This window comes from Nonomuraea sp. NPDC003709, from assembly GCF_040610775.1.
Classification (GTDB): domain Bacteria; phylum Actinomycetota; class Actinomycetes; order Streptosporangiales; family Streptosporangiaceae; genus Nonomuraea; species Nonomuraea angiospora_A.
The window spans coordinates 112064-127107 of sequence record NZ_JBEXMW010000018.1; the positions used below are offsets into that span (position 1 = coordinate 112064).

Sequence of the window (15044 nt, forward strand, 5' to 3'; positions counted from 1 at the left end):
TCGCCCACGTACACCTCGTATACCCCCGACCACTCCAATCCGGCAGCCTGATCGTGCCTCCACGCATTCTGTGAGGTGAAGTTTCATCGCGCGTGGAGCGTGCCATGTCGGGCGGAAAGGGACTGCCATGCGCTCGTCCACGCTTTTCCGTCGCATCAACCGTCACCCTCTTCAGACGCGCACCGCGCTCCAGCTCGTAGAGCCGGTGCGTGACATGTGCGTGCCCCCCGTCGACTCCATCGTCGAGTACGGCGCCTACGTCCAGGGCAAGAAGGTCGCCGCCACCGGCATCGTCGAGGCGCTCAACCTCGTCCGCGAGCGCAACAGGGAGTCCGACGGCGCCAACGCGTTCGTCTGGGTGGGGCTCCACGAGCCCGACGCCCCCGAGGTCGAGTGGCTGTCCGAGGTGTTCGACCTCCACCCGCTCGCCGTCGAGGACGCCGTCAAGGCCCATCAGCGCCCCAAGGTCGAGCGGTACGGCGAGTCCCTGTTCATGGTGCTCAAGACCATCGCCTACCTCGACCACGACGAGCTGACCGCCACCAGCGAGATCATCGCCACCGGCGAGATCATGGTGTTCATCGGCCCCGACTTCGTGGTGACAGTGCGGCACGGTGATCACTGCCCGCTCAGCGCGGTCCGCGAGCGCCTCGAGGACAAGCCCAAGCTGATGAACCGCGGCCCCGCCGGCGTCCTGCACGCCATCTCCGACCACGTCGTCGACCAGTACCTCCAGGTCGCCGACCTCATGCAGCTGGAGCTGGAAGAGGTCGAGGCGACGGTGTTCGCCGACGTCAGCTCCCGCGACATCAACCGGATCTACCAGCTCAAGCGGGAGATGCTGGAGATGAAGCGGGCCATAATGCCGCTGCAGTCCCCCCTGGCCGCGCTGCCGCAGCGTCGCGTCATCCCCTCGGACATGCGCGAATACTTCCGCGACGTCGGCGACCACCTCTCCCGGGTCTGCGAGCAGGTGGAGTCCTCCAACGAGCTGTGCAGCTCGATCCTGCAGGCCGCCCTGGCCCGCTCGAACGCCCTGGCCAACGAGGACATGCGCAAGATCTCGTCCTGGGTGGCCATCCTGGCCGTGCCCACCATGATCGCCGGGATCTACGGCATGAACTTCGACTTCATGCCGGAGATCCACTCGGTCTGGGGCTACCCCGCGGTGCTGTCCGTCATGGTCACCGCCTGCGTGCTCCTGCATCGGGGCTTCCGCAGGAACGGCTGGCTCTAGACCCCCACCGGCTTCAGCGGGCCCACGGGCTCGGGCAGCTCCATGCCCCGCTCCCGCCAGAGGTCCCGCATCCGATCGGGGTAGTCGGTGACGATCCCGGCCACCCCCAGGTCCAGCATCCGCGCCGCCAGGCCGGCCTCGTTGACGGTCCAGACCGCCACGTCGAGGCCGGCGGCCCGGGCCTGGGCCATCAGCGCCTCGTCCACCATGGCGTGCTCGGGCGAGAGCGTGGTCGCCCCGGCGGCGCGGGCGGCGGCGGGGATGTCGTCGCCCAGGTCGTCGTGCCAGTGGAGGGTGTCCAGCTCGATCAGCGCGAACCGCCGCGCGCCCGGGGCGAGCCTGGCCGCATGGGTGATGATCCGCCAGTCGAAGCTGAGCACGGCCACGTTGTCCAGCCTGCCGTGCCGGTCGAGCTCCTCGACGACCAGCTCGGTGAAGAGCTCGGGGTCGGCCGTCAGGTGGGGCCTGGTGGGGTCGGACTTCAGCTCGACGTGCAGCCGTACGCCCTCCGCCTCGTAGGCGTTCACCAGCCCCAGCACCGCGCCAAGCGTTGGCATCCTGGTCTCGGGCATGGCGACCTGCGTCAGCGCGAACGGGTCGTCGGGGTGGCGCGGCAGCCGCACGCCCACGTCGAGCATGCGCAGCTGCGCCAGCGTGAGGGCGTTGATCGGCTTGCCGACGTAGGGGTAGAGCGGATCGTCGGCCCTGAGCGGCCGCCGGTCGGCACTGGTCACGGCGGAGACCGTGAGGTCGTGCGTGAGCACGAGCCGCCGATCGGCGGTGAGGGCGACGTCGAGCTCTAGCGCGTGGACGCCGAGCTCCATCGTGCGGCTCATCCCCGGCAGGGTGTTCTCCGGCCAGAGGCCACGAGCTCCCCTGTGACCATGTATCTCAACGCGCACACCGGGGACCCTACCGGGCCCGGGTAACGACTCGGCGGTGCCACGCCGTGTCCTTTTTATCCTGCTACGCCCCGGTCAGTGGTAGAGGCCAGACCATAAGCTGGACATCATGACGGAGGTTCTCAAAACTGCCCATACCGCAACAGTTCGGGCCTGGGTGGACGGCTGGGTGATCTCCCGCAACGCCCCCCGACCCGTACCGGTGCCGTGGGGCCTGCGGGTGGACGTGGGCCTGCCCGGCCACGTGTCCCGCCACATCGTCGCCGCCCCGACGCCGGAGGCCCTCCACCGCCTGACCGCCACCCTCATGACGCCCGGGACCTGGCTGAAGCTGTGCGCCTCCGCCGCGGACGTCGGCCCCCTCCTGCCGGAGCGGTGGGTGGTCCAGGAACCGGAGTTCATGATGACGGTGCCCCTGACCCGCGGGACCTTCCAGGCTCCCCCCGGCTACACGCTGGCCGTCACGACCCGCGCCGGGGTCACGGCGGCCCGCCTGCTGACGGCCGCCGGCGAGGTGGCCGCCAGGGGCCAGTTCGCCCTGGCGGGCCGCACGGCCGTGGTGGACCAGGTGGAGACGGCGGGTAACCACCGCCGCCGCGGACTCGGCAGCGTGATCATGCGTACGCTGGCGAGCACGGCGGCGTCCCTGGGGGCGCGTACGGGCGTCCTGGTGGCCACGGCGGAAGGCCAGGCCCTCTACGAAACCCTCGGCTGGACCCTGCACACCCCCATGACCGCCGCCGTGCTGAGGAGCCCTACTCCTTGAGGCTGCGCAGCATCGGCGGGTGAAGGAGCTCGGCGGGGCCGCGGCGGTAGAGCTTGGCCGGGCGGCCCCCGTCCCTGGTCGTCGTGGCCCCCGTCTCCACCAGGAAGCCCTCGGCCTTGGTGACCTTCCGGTGGAAGTTGCGCGGGTCGAGGAGGCGGCCCCAGACGATCTCGTACACGCGGCGCAGGTCCGCCACCGTGAACTCCGGCGGGCAGAAGGCCGCCCCCAGCGGCGTGTACTCCAGCTTGGCCCGTGCCCGCTCGATCCCGTCCTGCATGATGCGGCGGTGGTCGAAGGCCATGACCGTGAGCGAGTCGACCGGCTGCCAGCTCATGTGGGCCTTCTCCGAGGCCGGCAGGTCGGGGGCCAGGCCCAGGTAGGCGACGCTCAGGACGCGCTGGCGCGGGTCGCGGTCAGGGTAGCCGTACGTCTGGAGCTGCTCCAGGTGGACCGGCGCGCCCGGGAGACCGGCCCGTTCGGCGAGGATGCGGTGGGCGGCGGCCGGAAGGTCCTCGTCGAGCTGGATGAAACCGCCGGACAGGGACCAGCGCCGGAGGAACGGGGGGTTGTCCCGGCGCCACACCAGGGCGCTCAGGGCGTGGTTTCGCACGGTGAGCACGACCAGGTCGACGCTGACCGGGATGCTCGGGACCATGCAGGCACGCTACACGTTGTCAGCAGTCGGCAGGTAACCGTGCCTACGTGACAATCCGAACGTGCAAGGGCTCCGTGGTGGCCTGGCCCGACGGACCCTTGACGGTGACCTGCACCCAGTCGCCGGCCGGCACCTGCGTCCAGTCGAACGGCACCCACGCCGTGACCATGCCCTCGGCCAGCCCTTCCTGCCGGGTCTCGTCCAGCCAGCCGACGGCCGGCACCGACAGGTCCTTCGTCCCGCCGGACCACGTGATCGTGACGGTGCTGTCCTTGAAGTTGTAGCCGCGTACCTCCACCCCGTCCTGGACGTCGCGGGCCTTCCTGATCGCGTCCACCGCGATCGGCCGCCGCCAGTCGGTGATGATCTCCTTCTCGAGCGACGGCGTGCCGCACGTCATGAAGTCGCTCCACATGTAGGAGACGACCTTCTGTACGTAACGCCCGGCCATCGTCACGGCCTGGTCCAGGCGCTTCTTGTCCGTCTTGCCGCGGGTGCCCTGCGGGGCGCACGGCTCCTTGCCGGAGGGCTCGAACGCCTCGACGTTCGCCCACAGGTCCACCTGGAAGCCGGCCGCGACCATCTCCGCGCGGGCCGCCGCCATCTCCCGGTAGTAGTCCCGCGTGGAGCCGTGGTACGCCGTCCCGTACGTCGATTCCCCCACCACCGGGCGCAGCCGCTCGTCCACCTCGTCGTCGCGCTGGTCCGGCCAGAACAGCCCCACCTTGCCGGTCCCCCGGCTGTCCTGGGGCGCGATGATGCCGACCCCGGTCTTCGCCAGCGCCTTGAACGCCTCGGCCACCTGCTTGGGCGACTGCCCGAAGGGCACCCTCCTGCGCGCGTCCATGTAGGGGCTGATCAGGATGGGCTTGCCGAGCTCCTGCTCCACGATCGTGTGCTGGTCGGCGTACACCTCCAGCGTCGGGTTCGTGGCCAGGGTGTCCGCCATCTGGACCTCGAACGGCTGGTAGACGCCACCGAGCGAGTCGCGGTTGGCGAACCGCACGCCGTAGTCCTGCAGGATGCGCCGCGTCAGCGTGGTCAGCGTGCCGAGATGCTTCTTGTACGCCCTGGTGGGCGTCTTGGGGTCGCGCGGCGCCAGCGGCAACGCCGGGAAGATCCGCATGCCGAACTGGTCGCCCAGGTCGAGGAGCTTGGCCAGGCTGTCCTCCTCCGACCCGGCCACCAGGATCATGTCGTACGAGGTGGCCTTGCCGGAGAAGTCGCACGTGGCGTCGTCCGAGCCGTCCGGCTGGGTGAGGAGCCGGTAGTAGATCCGCTTGCCCGCCTTGACGGGGTGCTCCATCTGCGGGCAGCGGAACAGGTTGGTGCCGAACGACTCGTCCGTGCGGTAGACGTACGTGCGGCCGATCCGGTTACCGGGGTTGGCCTCGCGCAGGTCCCGCTCGGCCGCGTCGTGACAGGTGAGCCCGTCCTCCTCGCACGCCTTGTAGAGCGAGTCGAGCTCCCCGTCCCTCGTCAGGATCTCGCCCGAGTCGGAGACGGTGCGGAACTGCAGGCCGTACCCGATCCGGATGATCGTGTCGCCGCCCACGCTGTGGATCTCCTCCAGCTGGCTGCGCCAGGTGCAGGGGTTCGACCTGGGGGTGATCCAGTAGCCGGTGACGGCGTACGGGGCCCGCTCTCTGGTCTCGAACGTTCCACAGGGGTCGGTGAACTTCGACACCTTCGGCGTGGGGTCGGACGGCGACGGCTTGGGGGTCGAGGACGAGGCCGTGGGCGCCGGCTCGTCGGACGGCGGCATGACGATGACCACGGCGGCGATCACTGCCAGGATCGCTGCGCCCACGACGAGTAAGAGCCAGCGCACGGTCAGGAACCTACCCCCGCTTGACCCCGGCCCAGGACTCAAGCTGGGTCACGAAGCGCTTGGCCGAGTTGGGCCAGTGGTGGTTGGCCCGGGCCGCCGCGTAGCCGCGCGCGCCCTGCGCCCGCCGCTCCCGTACGTCGTCCCGCAGCGTCAGGACGGCCTGCGCCACGGCCTTGGGGTCCTCCCAGGGCACCACGACGCCGCTGTCATAGCGCTCCACCAGCTCGACGGCGCGCGGCGACGGGGTCGTGATGACGGGGATGCCGTGCGCCATGTACTCCACGATCTTCGTGGGCATCGAGTGGCGGTAGTTCGGCTCGTCGTGCAGCAGCGACAGCCCGGCCAGCGCCCCGTCGAGCCGCTTGAGCGCCTCGTCGTTGGGCATGAAGTCGCGCCACTCCAGCAGGCCCTCGGTGACGGCCTGGTTGAGCATCGGACGGCTCTGCGGGTCGGCGTACCCGATCAGCTCCACGGCCACCCGGTACGGCTGCAGCAGCTTCGCCACCTCGACGGCCTCGAACACGCCCCTGGCCCTGGACAGCCAGCCGAGGTAGACCACCCGGTCGTCGCCGGGAGGCGTCACGGAGTCGGGCACCCAGGTCTCGTTCGGGACGATCAGGTGGGCGTGCTTGAACCTGCCCGCGTACGCCGTCTCGGCCAGCAGCAGGTGCATGTGGCGCTCGGCGGTGCCCTCCAGCATGCGGGCGAAGAACCGCACGGGAGGCCGCAGCGGCGCCGGCAGCCACGGCTTGAGCGAGAGCGTGGCGGGGGTGTCCTCGTGCACGTCCCACACCACGGGCGGCCGGTTGCGCACGCCCCAGATGGCGAACAGCAGCTCGGGGTCGTGGATGAGGACGAGATCGACCTTGTCACGCATGCGTTTGAACAGCCGCCGGGCGGCCCACACGGCCGACATGCGCTTGCGTTGGGCGGCACGGGGGAGGTCGACGCCGGTCACCCAGGGTCGCGGGACGACCCCGTGGGCGGTGAACGAGGCGGCGTACGTGACCTCATGACCGGCATCCACAAGGGCACGAATCTGCCTGTGCAGAATTCGAGCATCCTCGGGGTTATGCACCACCGTCATGACGAGCACGTGCACTGCGCGCAGCCCTCCGTCGCTACAGCCGCTCGACGCGTTCACCCTCGGTGAGCACACCGCGGGTGTCGAGCACGAGCCGGGCGTTCTCCTCGACCATGTCGAGGTCGAAAGCGGCGTGCTGCTGCAGCAGCAGCGTCACGTCCGCGTCGATCACGGCCTTGGCCAGATCCTCCTCACGCGGCACCGGGGTGCCGTCAACCGCCCACTCCTTGACATAGGGGTCCGCGAACGAGAGCTCGGCGCCCAGCTCCAGCAGCGCACGCGCCACCGGGAGGGCCGGAGTTTCGCGTTCGTCGGCGATGTCCGGTTTGTAGGTGACGCCGAGCATAACGACCCGGGCGCCGTTCACGGCCTTCTTATGCCGGTTCAGCAGTCGCTGGACGCGGGCCACCACGTACGACGGCATCCGCTCGTTGATCTCCTGCGCCAGCTCCACGAACCTGAACGGGTAGCCGAGCTTGCGCACGGTGTACGACAGGTACGACGGGTCGACGGGGATGCAGTGCCCACCGACGCCCGGACCGGGCAGGAACTTCTGGAAGCCGAACGGCTTGGTCGCCGCGGCCTCGATCGACTCCCACAGGTTGATGCCGAGCTCGTCGCAGAAGATCGCCATCTCGTTGACGAGGGCGATGTTGACGTGCCGGTAGGTGTTCTCCAGCAGCTTGGCCATCTCGGCCTCGCGGGTGCCGCTGACCGGCACCACCTGCTCGATGAACTGCCCGTAGAACGCCGTGGCGCGGTCGCGGCAGGGCGGCGTGTAGCCGCCCACGACCTTGGGGGTGTTCCGCAGGCCGAACTTGGGGTTGCCGGGGTCGATGCGCTCGGGCGAGAAGGCGAGGTGGAAATCCTTGCCCGCGACGAGCCCCGAGCTCTCCAGCAGCGGCCTGGCCACCTCGTCGGTGGTGCCCGGCCAGGTGGTGGACTCGAGCACGACGAGCGTGCCCTTGCTCAGGTTGCGGCCGACGGCCTTGGTGGCGCCCTCCACGGCGGACAGGTCCGGTCGGTGGTCCTCGTCCAGCGGGGTGGGCACGCAGATCACGATCGTGTTGCTTCTGGCCAGCACGGTCTCGTCGAGCGTGGCGCTGAACCCGTTGGCCAGCATGTGCTCGAGATCGGCGTCGGCCAGGTCATCGATGTACGACTGCCCGGCGTTGAGCGCGTCGACCTTGGCGGGGTCGACGTCGAGGCCGACGACCCGCAGGCCGGCGGCGACCGCCTCCTTGGCCAGCGGCATGCCGACATAGCCCAGGCCGATGACAGCCAAGTCGATTTCTGTCACAGCAGCGCCTTAGAGAGCCGGAAACAACACTTCATGGTCGCAAAGGTTATCTCAAGTCCACCTAGCTCACGCCTAATGCGACCGAACACGTCAGAAGTGACAGCCAACGCGAAGGTCAACATTAGGCAAGCGACCGGTATAGGGCTTGATAAGTCTCGGCAACGCGGCTCCAAGTCCGCTTCGCCGCCACTTCCGCCCGTCCCGCCTCACCCATCTCAGCGCGCCGGGCCGGGTCCTCCCGGAGCCCCGCGATGGCCTTGGCGAGCGCGGCCGGGTCGCCCGGAGGGACGAGCATCCCGGCCCCGTCCGAGCCCACGAGCTCGGACAGAGCAGGCAGATCGCTGAGTACGACGGGCTTTCCGAGCGCCATCGCCTCGACGGGTTTCAATGGCGTAACAAGTCGGCATACCCGCAGGTCCTCTCGCGGGCAGGCGAAGATGTCGATGGCGTCCTGCGCCTGCAACGCCTCGTCGGGGCCGACCCGGCCCGGCAGGATGGCGTCGCCGAGGCCCAGCTCGTCGACCAGCGCCAGGAGGTTCTCGCGCTCGGTGCCGTCGCCCACGATGAGGACCTTTACGGGGGTGCCGTCGTCACGCAGCAGCGCGGCGGCCCGCAGCAGGGTGGCGAAGCCCTCGTAGGCCACGATGCTGGACACCGAGCCGACGACGATCTCGCCGGGGGCGATGCTGTACGCGTTCCTGAACGAGGCGCCGTCGTAGTGGGCGGTCAGCAGCGAGTCGTCCACGGCGTTGGGCGCCAGGTGGATCTTCTCCCGCGGCACGCCACGCTCGACGATCTCCGTGGCCATGGTCTCGGCCAGCGTGACCACGGCGTCAGCCGCGCGCATGAGGAACGCCTCGCGCTCGCGCTGGAGCACCTGCCGCTCGCTGCCCACCCGGATCGGGTCGCGCGAGGCCCAGGTCTCCTCCAGGAAGCCGCGTACCTCGTAGACGAACGGCGTGCCCGTCCTGTCGCGCACCGCGTGGGCCATGGAGCCGTTGCGGTGGTCGGTGGCGGCGTGCAGGACCTGCGGCTTGAGCTCGGTGACGAGCTTGGTGACCGCATCGGCGCCCCTGATGATGCGCCCGCGCGTCTCGAACGGCATCTCGCCGTGGCCGTCGGGCAGCAGCCGGTAGTAGGGGATGCCGTCGATCTCCTCGAACGGCGCCGCGTCCGCGTGCCCCTGCAGCATCGGCCAGCCCCAGCTGGTGACCACGTGCGGGTCGAGCCCGGCGGCTTTCTGCGAGGTGACAATACGGTGCGTGCGCACCGTGTACCCGGCCTGCGTGTACGGCAACGCGTTCGTGACCATGTGCAGCACCCGGCCCGCGACGCGGTCGGTGATGGCCACCTTCGGCCCGGGCGGGATCGGGTCAGGGCTGATCGCGGCCAGCTCGCCCCGGTAGTAGGCGGCCCTGCGCTTGACGAACGGGTATTTGGTGTGGGCTTCGAGCGCCTCGGCGGCCTCGGTCACCCTGCCGGCGTCCCACAGCTCTTTGGCCTCGTTCCACGGCCCCTTGACCACGCGCATGCCGAACTTGCGCACGATGCGCCTGGCGCGGCGGGCGACGGGCCAGGCGACGCTGCCCACGACGGGACGCAGCCGGGGCGGGAGCGCGTCGGCGGCGGCCTGGGCCACCCGGACGGGGTCGGATTTGACCTTCGTCACGACGACGCGGGAAACGATGATCGGGTGCTGAACGAAACCTTTGAGAAGTCCACCGACGCCGGCTCGGGCGGACTTCGCGGAAACCTTGGAGGAGTCTTGACGACTGGCGTCGGATGCCACGCGGTGACCGTACCATAGGCAACGTTTTTCCCCTTCCGCTATGAAAGGCGAGGTCAATGAGGGAGAACCCCCTGGTCCTGCACGTATTGGGCGCTCGCCCCAATTTCGTGAAAGCGGCCCCGGTGGTGCGGGCACTCGGTGAACTCGGCGTGCGGCAGGGCATCATCCACACTGGTCAGCACTATGACGCGCTGATGTCGGACGTCTTCTTCGCCGACCTCGGCCTCCCCGAGCCCGTCGCGAACCTGGGGGTCGGCTCGGGCAGCCACGCCAAGCAGACCGCGGCGCTCCTCGTCGGCCTGGAGGAGGTCGTCCAGGAGCAGGACCCCGACCTGGTCGTCGTCTACGGCGACGTGAACTCGACGCTGGCCGCGATCCTCGTCTGCTCCAAGCTGGGCGTCAGGACCGCGCACGTGGAGGCGGGGCTGCGCTCGTTCGACCGGGGCATGCCGGAGGAGGTCAACCGGGTCGTCACCGACGCGCTGGCCGACGTGCTCTTCGCCACCTCCCCCGAGGCCCTGGCCTACCTGGCGAACGAGGGCGTGCCCGCGTCCAAGGTGCACCTGGTGGGCAACCCCATGATCGACAGCCTGTACTCGGCGCTGCCGTCGCTGGACCCGGCGCCCGTCGTGGAGCGGCTGGCCATACCGGCTCGTTATGCCGTGGCGACCCTGCACCGGCCCGCGAACGTGGACACCCCCGAGGCCGCCAAGGAGCTGGTGGACGCGGTGCTGCAGGTCTCGCGGCAGATCCCGATCGTGGTGCCGATCCACCCGCGCGGCAAGGCGCGGCTGGCCGAGGCGGGCCTGGTGGACGGGGAGTCGGTCAAGGTCGTCGACCCGCTGGGCTATGTGGACTTTCTCTCACTCGTACGCGGCGCCGCGCTGGTGGTCACGGACTCCGGCGGCGTCCAGGAGGAGACGACCGTGCTGGGCGTCCCCTGTCTGACCGTGCGGCCCAACACCGAGCGGCCGATCACGATCACGCACGGCACGAACCGCCTGGTCACGCCGACCGTCCTGCCGGCCGCCGCAGAGAAGGCGCTGGCCGACGGGGCCGCCACGCCGGCGGGCGAGCTGCCGGTGCTCTGGGACGGCCAGGCCGGGATGCGGATCGCGCGGGTGATCTCCGCCTGGCTGAAGGGCGACAACCTCGCCCCCGCCTCTCAGGCCAAACGACCCGTTTAGCGGTCATATCCGCCGTAAGATGCAGTACCTCCGCTAAGCGATAGGCGTATCACCATGGCCGAAACCCCTGAAGAGCCCACGTACCAGCGGCTCGGGCCCGTCAACTGGCTGCCCGAGGAGCGCAAGCTCGTCGAGCGATTCGAGGCCGAGGTCAGGGAGCTGCGGCGGCGGCTGGAGATCGCCGAGGCCAAGGCCGCGTACGCGAGCTGGAAGCTGGAGGCCACGCAGGCGAAGCGGACGTTCAAGCTGGGCGAGGCCCTGGGCTCGAAGAGCCCGGGGAAGATTGTCGAGGCGGTCCGGTCGAAGGAGAAGGCGCCGAAGCCGCCCGTACCGGTCTCCGAGGCGACCGAGCTCGCCAACCACCGGCCGCCGCTCGTCGAGGTGCCGGCGGTGAAGTGGCCGAAGGGGCCGGTCAACCGGCCGGACCTGAAGGTCGCGGTGATCCTGGACGACTTCTCCCGGATGGCCTTCAAGTACGAGTGGGACCAGATCGAGTTCGGGCTCAAGGACTGGCCGGAGATCTTCGCCGAGAAGCGGCCCGACCTGCTGTTCTGCGAGTCGGCCTGGCACGGGAACCAGGGCCGCTGGCGCTACCAGATGACCGGCACCAACGCGCCCAAGGAGCCGCTGCGCGAGCTGGTGGCCTGGTGCAAGCGGGAGGGCATCCCGACGGTCTTCTGGAACAAGGAGGACCCGCCGAACTTCGACTTCTTCATCGACACGGCCAAGCTGTTCGACTACGTGTTCACCTGCGACGGTGACATGGTGCCGAAATATCGGGAAATTTTGGGACACGATCGGGTTGATGTGCTGCAGTTCGCGGCCCAGCCCCGCGTGCACAACCCGATCCAGCAGCGGCAGGGGCGCCTGCACGACGTGGTCTTCGCCGGGATGTACTTCCGCGACAAGCACCCCGAGCGCCGCGAGCAGATGGAGACCGTCATCGACCCGGTCAGGGAGCTGGGTCTGCACATCTTCGCGCGCAACGGCGAGGTGGACGAGAAGTACGCCTGGCCGGAGAAGTACCGGCCGCACATCGTGGGCGAGCTCCCCTACGACCAGATGCTGGCCGCGTACCGGATGTACAAGGTCTTCCTCAACGTGAACTCGGTGCTGGACTCGCCGACCATGTGCGCCCGCCGGGTCTTCGAGCTGTCCGCCTGCGCCACGCCCGTCGTGTCGGGGTGGTCACGGGCCGTCGAGGAGACCTTCGGCGACCTCGTCCCCATCGCGCGCGAGCCGGTCGAGTCGTACAACCAGGTCCTGCACCTGATCAACAGCCCCGAGCTGCGGGCCAGGATGGGGCACCTGGCGATGCGCGAGGTCTTCGACAAGCACCTGTTCTCGCACCGCGTGGACCAGATCCTCCAGGACCTCGGGCACCAGGTGCAGCCCAGGTCGCGCTCGATCTCGGTCGTGCTGCCCACCAACCGCGCCTCCCAGATCGAACACGCCATCTCCTCCGTGGCCCGCCAGATCCACCGGCCGCTCCAGCTCGTCATGGTGCTGCACGGGCTGGACATCGACCCGGTCGTGGTCGCCGACAAGGCCCGCATGGCGGGCATCACGGACGTCGTCGTCCTGCCCGCCGACGCCTCCCTGTCGCTCGGCGCCTGCATGAACCTGGGCATCTCGGCCGCCGAGGGCGACCTGATCGCCAAGATGGACGACGACAACCTGTACGGGGAGCACTACCTGTCGGACCTGGTGCGCGCGTTCGACTACTCCGACGCCGAACTGGTCGGCAAGGGGGCGCACTACGCGTACTTCGAGGGCAGCAACACGACCATGCTCCGCCTGCCGGGGCTGGAGCACCGCTACTCCTTCCTGGTCCAGGGCGGTACGTTCCTCGGCAAGGCGGACATGTTCCGCTCGTACGGCTTCGCGGACATCACCCGTGGTGAGGACACCCACCTGGTGCGGCGGCTGAAGGAGGACTCCGTCAAGATCTACTCGGCGGACCGCTTCAACTTCGTCTACTGGCGCAGCGCGGACGCGTCGATGCACACCTGGCAGGCGGACCACATCAAGCTGACCCGCAACGCCCAGTTCTCCTTCGTCGGCCGCCCGGACGACCACGTCCTCATCTAGGCCGGCGTCCCTTTGAGGAGAGCAGCGGGGGGCGGTGCCGCCCTCCGTCCCCGGAAGGACCCCGGCCGAAGTGCGGCGGGTCAGTGGGTGATCTGGGCCAGGTTCTGGTCGGCGAGGCGGGCCAGCTCGTAGAGCCCCTGCGGCTTCACCCGCTGCCCCACCACCAGCATGCTCATGATCAGCGTCCCCCGCCGGATCATGACCGACCCGATCTGCGCGTTCTTCTGGCCCCCCGCCGCCGTCGTGAGGTAGGCCCGCGACTCGTCGCCCTTGGTCGGCATCGCGAGCATGCGCGTCTTGTAGGTCACCTGCGTGCCGCTCACGTCCGCGGTGTACGAGTTGCACTCCTTGGGCAGCGGTGCCGGGAAGGCCTTCCCGGGCAGCGCCACCACGGCCTGCGTGATCGAGCCGCGGTCGGCGGCGAAGGCGATCACCGCCGCCGGCGCCTGGGCGACGTCGGGACTGTCGGCGTCGAGCTGGGCCGCGCCCGCGCACTCCGGCCGCTGCAGCTTGGCCGCGCGGACGGCCGCGAGGCCCTGCTGGGTGGACTTGAGCGAGCCGAACGCACCCAGCTCGGGCCCGTACGCGACGTGCATGCCCTTGGGCACCGGCAGCAGGGCGGCGCGCAGCCGGGCCGTCTCGGCGGGCGCCTGCGGCGCGGACGACGCGGCGGCCGCCGGCGCCGCCGACGGGGCGTTGTCGGCGGAACATCCGGCAATGGCCAGCAAACTCAGGAATATACCGGAAATGGGCTTCAGCATTCGTCCTCCAATTCGCTCCAGCGGTATTGTCAAAACGCTAGAGGAATGGAAGGCCGGACAGCCGAGTAACGTCGCTATTCGCGGGATTCAGTGGTTTTACGAACGATTTCCGGTTCGTTGCCGTTTGGCGATCCGCCGTTGAGCAGGGCTCTGGCCAGGCCCAATCCGGCACCCCCGAGCGTGAGCGCCTTGGCGAGCATTTCCTCGACGCCCTGCGCGCCGTTCAGGACCACCATGTGTTCGACGTTTCCGAACGCCTTCGAGCCGGCCTCGACGATTTCCGGCCAGCGTTCGGCGAGTTGCTGCGCGACGACCGCCTCCTGGTTGCTCGCCAGCGCCTCCGCGCGGGCCTTGATGGCCTCCGCCTGCGCCAGGCCCTTGGCCCGCGCGGCCTCGGCCTCGGCGATGCCGCGCAGCCTGGTCGCCTCCGACTCCGCCTCGCCGCGCAGCCTGATGCCCTCGGCCTCGGCCTGCGCCTCGGCGACCGCCACGCGCCGCGCCGCCTCCGCGAGCGTGACCTGCTCGTACGCCCTGGCGTCCGCGGGCCTGCGCACCTCGCCCTCCAGTCGCTTCTCCGCGAGCATGGCCTCGCGTTCGGCGGCGGTCGTCTGCTGGACCACGACCTCCTGGCGGGCGGTGGCCTCGGCCAGCGGGCCCGCCTGCTTGGCCGCGGCCGACGCCCGGTCGATCTCGGCCTGGTACCCGGCCTGCTGGATGCGGGCCTCGCGGACCGCGGCGGCCTTCTTGATGGCGGCCTCCTGCTCGGCGGCGTTGGCCTCCTGGTCGCGGTGGGCCTCGGCGATCCTGGCCAGCGAGGCCACGGCGGCCGCGTGCGGGCGGCCGAGGTTGGAGATGTAGCCGGTGGCGTCGTCGATCTCCTGGATCTGCAGGGAGTCCACGTTCAGGCCGAGCTTGCTCATCTCGTCGGCCGACGACGTGCGGATCTCGTTGGTGAGCGCGTCCCGGTTGACGATCAGGTCCTCGACCGTGAGGTTGCCGATGATCGAGCGCAGGTGGCCCGAGAAGAGCTGGTGCGTCTTCTCGTCCACGGTCTTCTGCTGGTCGAGGAAGCGGCGGGCGGCGTTGGCGATGGAGACGAAGTCGTCGCCCACCTTGTAGATCACCACGCCGCGCACGTGCACCGGGATGCCCTGCTTGGTGACGCACTTGACCTCGAGCTGGGAGACGCGGCTGTCGAGCGACATGCGGCGCGCGGTCTGGAACCCCGGGACGACCAGCGCGCCCTTACCCGTGACGATCTTGAAGCCGAGCGTCTCCCGGCCGCGGGCGCCCAGGCCCGAGATGAGGATCGCCTCGTTCGGCTCCGCGACCCGCCAGACCAGCTTGAACGCCACGACGCAGATGAACGCGATGAGGGCGATGATGCCTGCGAGCATTAAGTCCATGATCCACTCCGGGAGGACGTCGACATATAAGTCGC

12 protein-coding genes are annotated in these 15044 nt (G+C 69.6%); 4 read left to right on the top strand and 8 right to left on the bottom strand.

What is annotated here, in order from left to right:
* Nucleotides 1–214 precede the first annotated feature (214 nt).
* Complete coding sequence (corA, locus tag ABZX61_RS42725) at nt 215–1237, top strand: magnesium/cobalt transporter CorA (RefSeq protein WP_355202894.1); 1023 nt, start codon at nt 215–217, stop codon at nt 1235–1237.
* Here corA and ABZX61_RS42730 read toward each other — a convergent pair.
* Entirely contained in the window at nt 1234–2139 is a 906-nt protein-coding gene (locus ABZX61_RS42730) for a glycerophosphodiester phosphodiesterase family protein (RefSeq protein WP_350732581.1), read from the bottom strand. The genes corA and ABZX61_RS42730 overlap by 4 nt on opposite strands.
* Before the next feature lie 109 nt (nt 2140–2248).
* On the opposite strand from ABZX61_RS42730, the gene ABZX61_RS42735 reads away from it, so the two are divergent.
* On the top strand, nt 2249–2905 hold the full coding sequence (locus tag ABZX61_RS42735; protein ID WP_355202897.1) for a GNAT family N-acetyltransferase: 657 nt from the start codon (nt 2249–2251) through the stop codon (nt 2903–2905).
* Here ABZX61_RS42735 and ABZX61_RS42740 read toward each other — a convergent pair.
* The 5 genes from ABZX61_RS42740 to ABZX61_RS42760 all read right to left on the bottom strand — a co-directional run bounded on the left by ABZX61_RS42740 (nt 2895) and on the right by ABZX61_RS42760 (nt 9444).
* The gene (locus tag ABZX61_RS42740; RefSeq protein WP_350732578.1) at nt 2895–3560 is read right to left on the bottom strand and encodes an NUDIX domain-containing protein; all 666 of its coding nucleotides are present in this window, start codon (nt 3558–3560) and stop codon (nt 2895–2897) included. The genes ABZX61_RS42735 and ABZX61_RS42740 overlap by 11 nt on opposite strands.
* Before the next feature lie 43 nt (nt 3561–3603).
* The gene (locus ABZX61_RS42745; RefSeq protein WP_355202900.1) at nt 3604–5391 is read right to left on the bottom strand and encodes a DUF4434 domain-containing protein; all 1788 of its coding nucleotides are present in this window, start codon (nt 5389–5391) and stop codon (nt 3604–3606) included.
* A 10-nt stretch (nt 5392–5401) separates the two neighbouring features.
* Complete coding sequence (locus ABZX61_RS42750; RefSeq protein ID WP_350732575.1) at nt 5402–6493, bottom strand: glycosyltransferase; 1092 nt, start codon at nt 6491–6493, stop codon at nt 5402–5404.
* A 19-nt stretch (nt 6494–6512) separates the two neighbouring features.
* A complete protein-coding gene (locus ABZX61_RS42755; protein WP_355202904.1) occupies nt 6513–7775 on the bottom strand; it encodes a nucleotide sugar dehydrogenase in 1263 nt (420 codons plus the stop codon).
* 121 nt (nt 7776–7896) lie between these two features.
* Nucleotides 7897–9444 carry a glycosyltransferase family 4 protein gene (locus ABZX61_RS42760; protein WP_355202907.1) on the bottom strand — a complete coding sequence of 516 codons (1548 nt, stop codon included), beginning with the start codon at nt 9442–9444 and terminating at the stop codon, nt 7897–7899.
* Nucleotides 9445–9620: 176 nt separating this feature from the next.
* On the opposite strand from ABZX61_RS42760, the gene wecB reads away from it, so the two are divergent.
* Nucleotides 9621–10751, top strand: coding sequence for a UDP-N-acetylglucosamine 2-epimerase (non-hydrolyzing) (gene wecB / locus ABZX61_RS42765; protein WP_350732571.1), 1131 nt, complete (start codon nt 9621–9623; stop codon nt 10749–10751).
* Between the two features lie 54 nt (nt 10752–10805).
* The gene (locus ABZX61_RS42770; protein ID WP_355202910.1) at nt 10806–12842 is read left to right on the top strand and encodes a glycosyltransferase; all 2037 of its coding nucleotides are present in this window, start codon (nt 10806–10808) and stop codon (nt 12840–12842) included.
* Between the two features lie 80 nt (nt 12843–12922).
* On the opposite strand, the gene ABZX61_RS42775 is transcribed toward ABZX61_RS42770, so the two are convergent.
* Nucleotides 12923–13570 carry a hypothetical protein gene (locus ABZX61_RS42775; protein WP_355202913.1) on the bottom strand — a complete coding sequence of 216 codons (648 nt, stop codon included), beginning with the start codon at nt 13568–13570 and terminating at the stop codon, nt 12923–12925.
* Between the two features lie 107 nt (nt 13571–13677).
* Complete coding sequence (locus tag ABZX61_RS42780; protein WP_355202915.1) at nt 13678–15000, bottom strand: SPFH domain-containing protein; 1323 nt, start codon at nt 14998–15000, stop codon at nt 13678–13680.
* Nucleotides 15001–15044 lie beyond the last annotated feature (44 nt).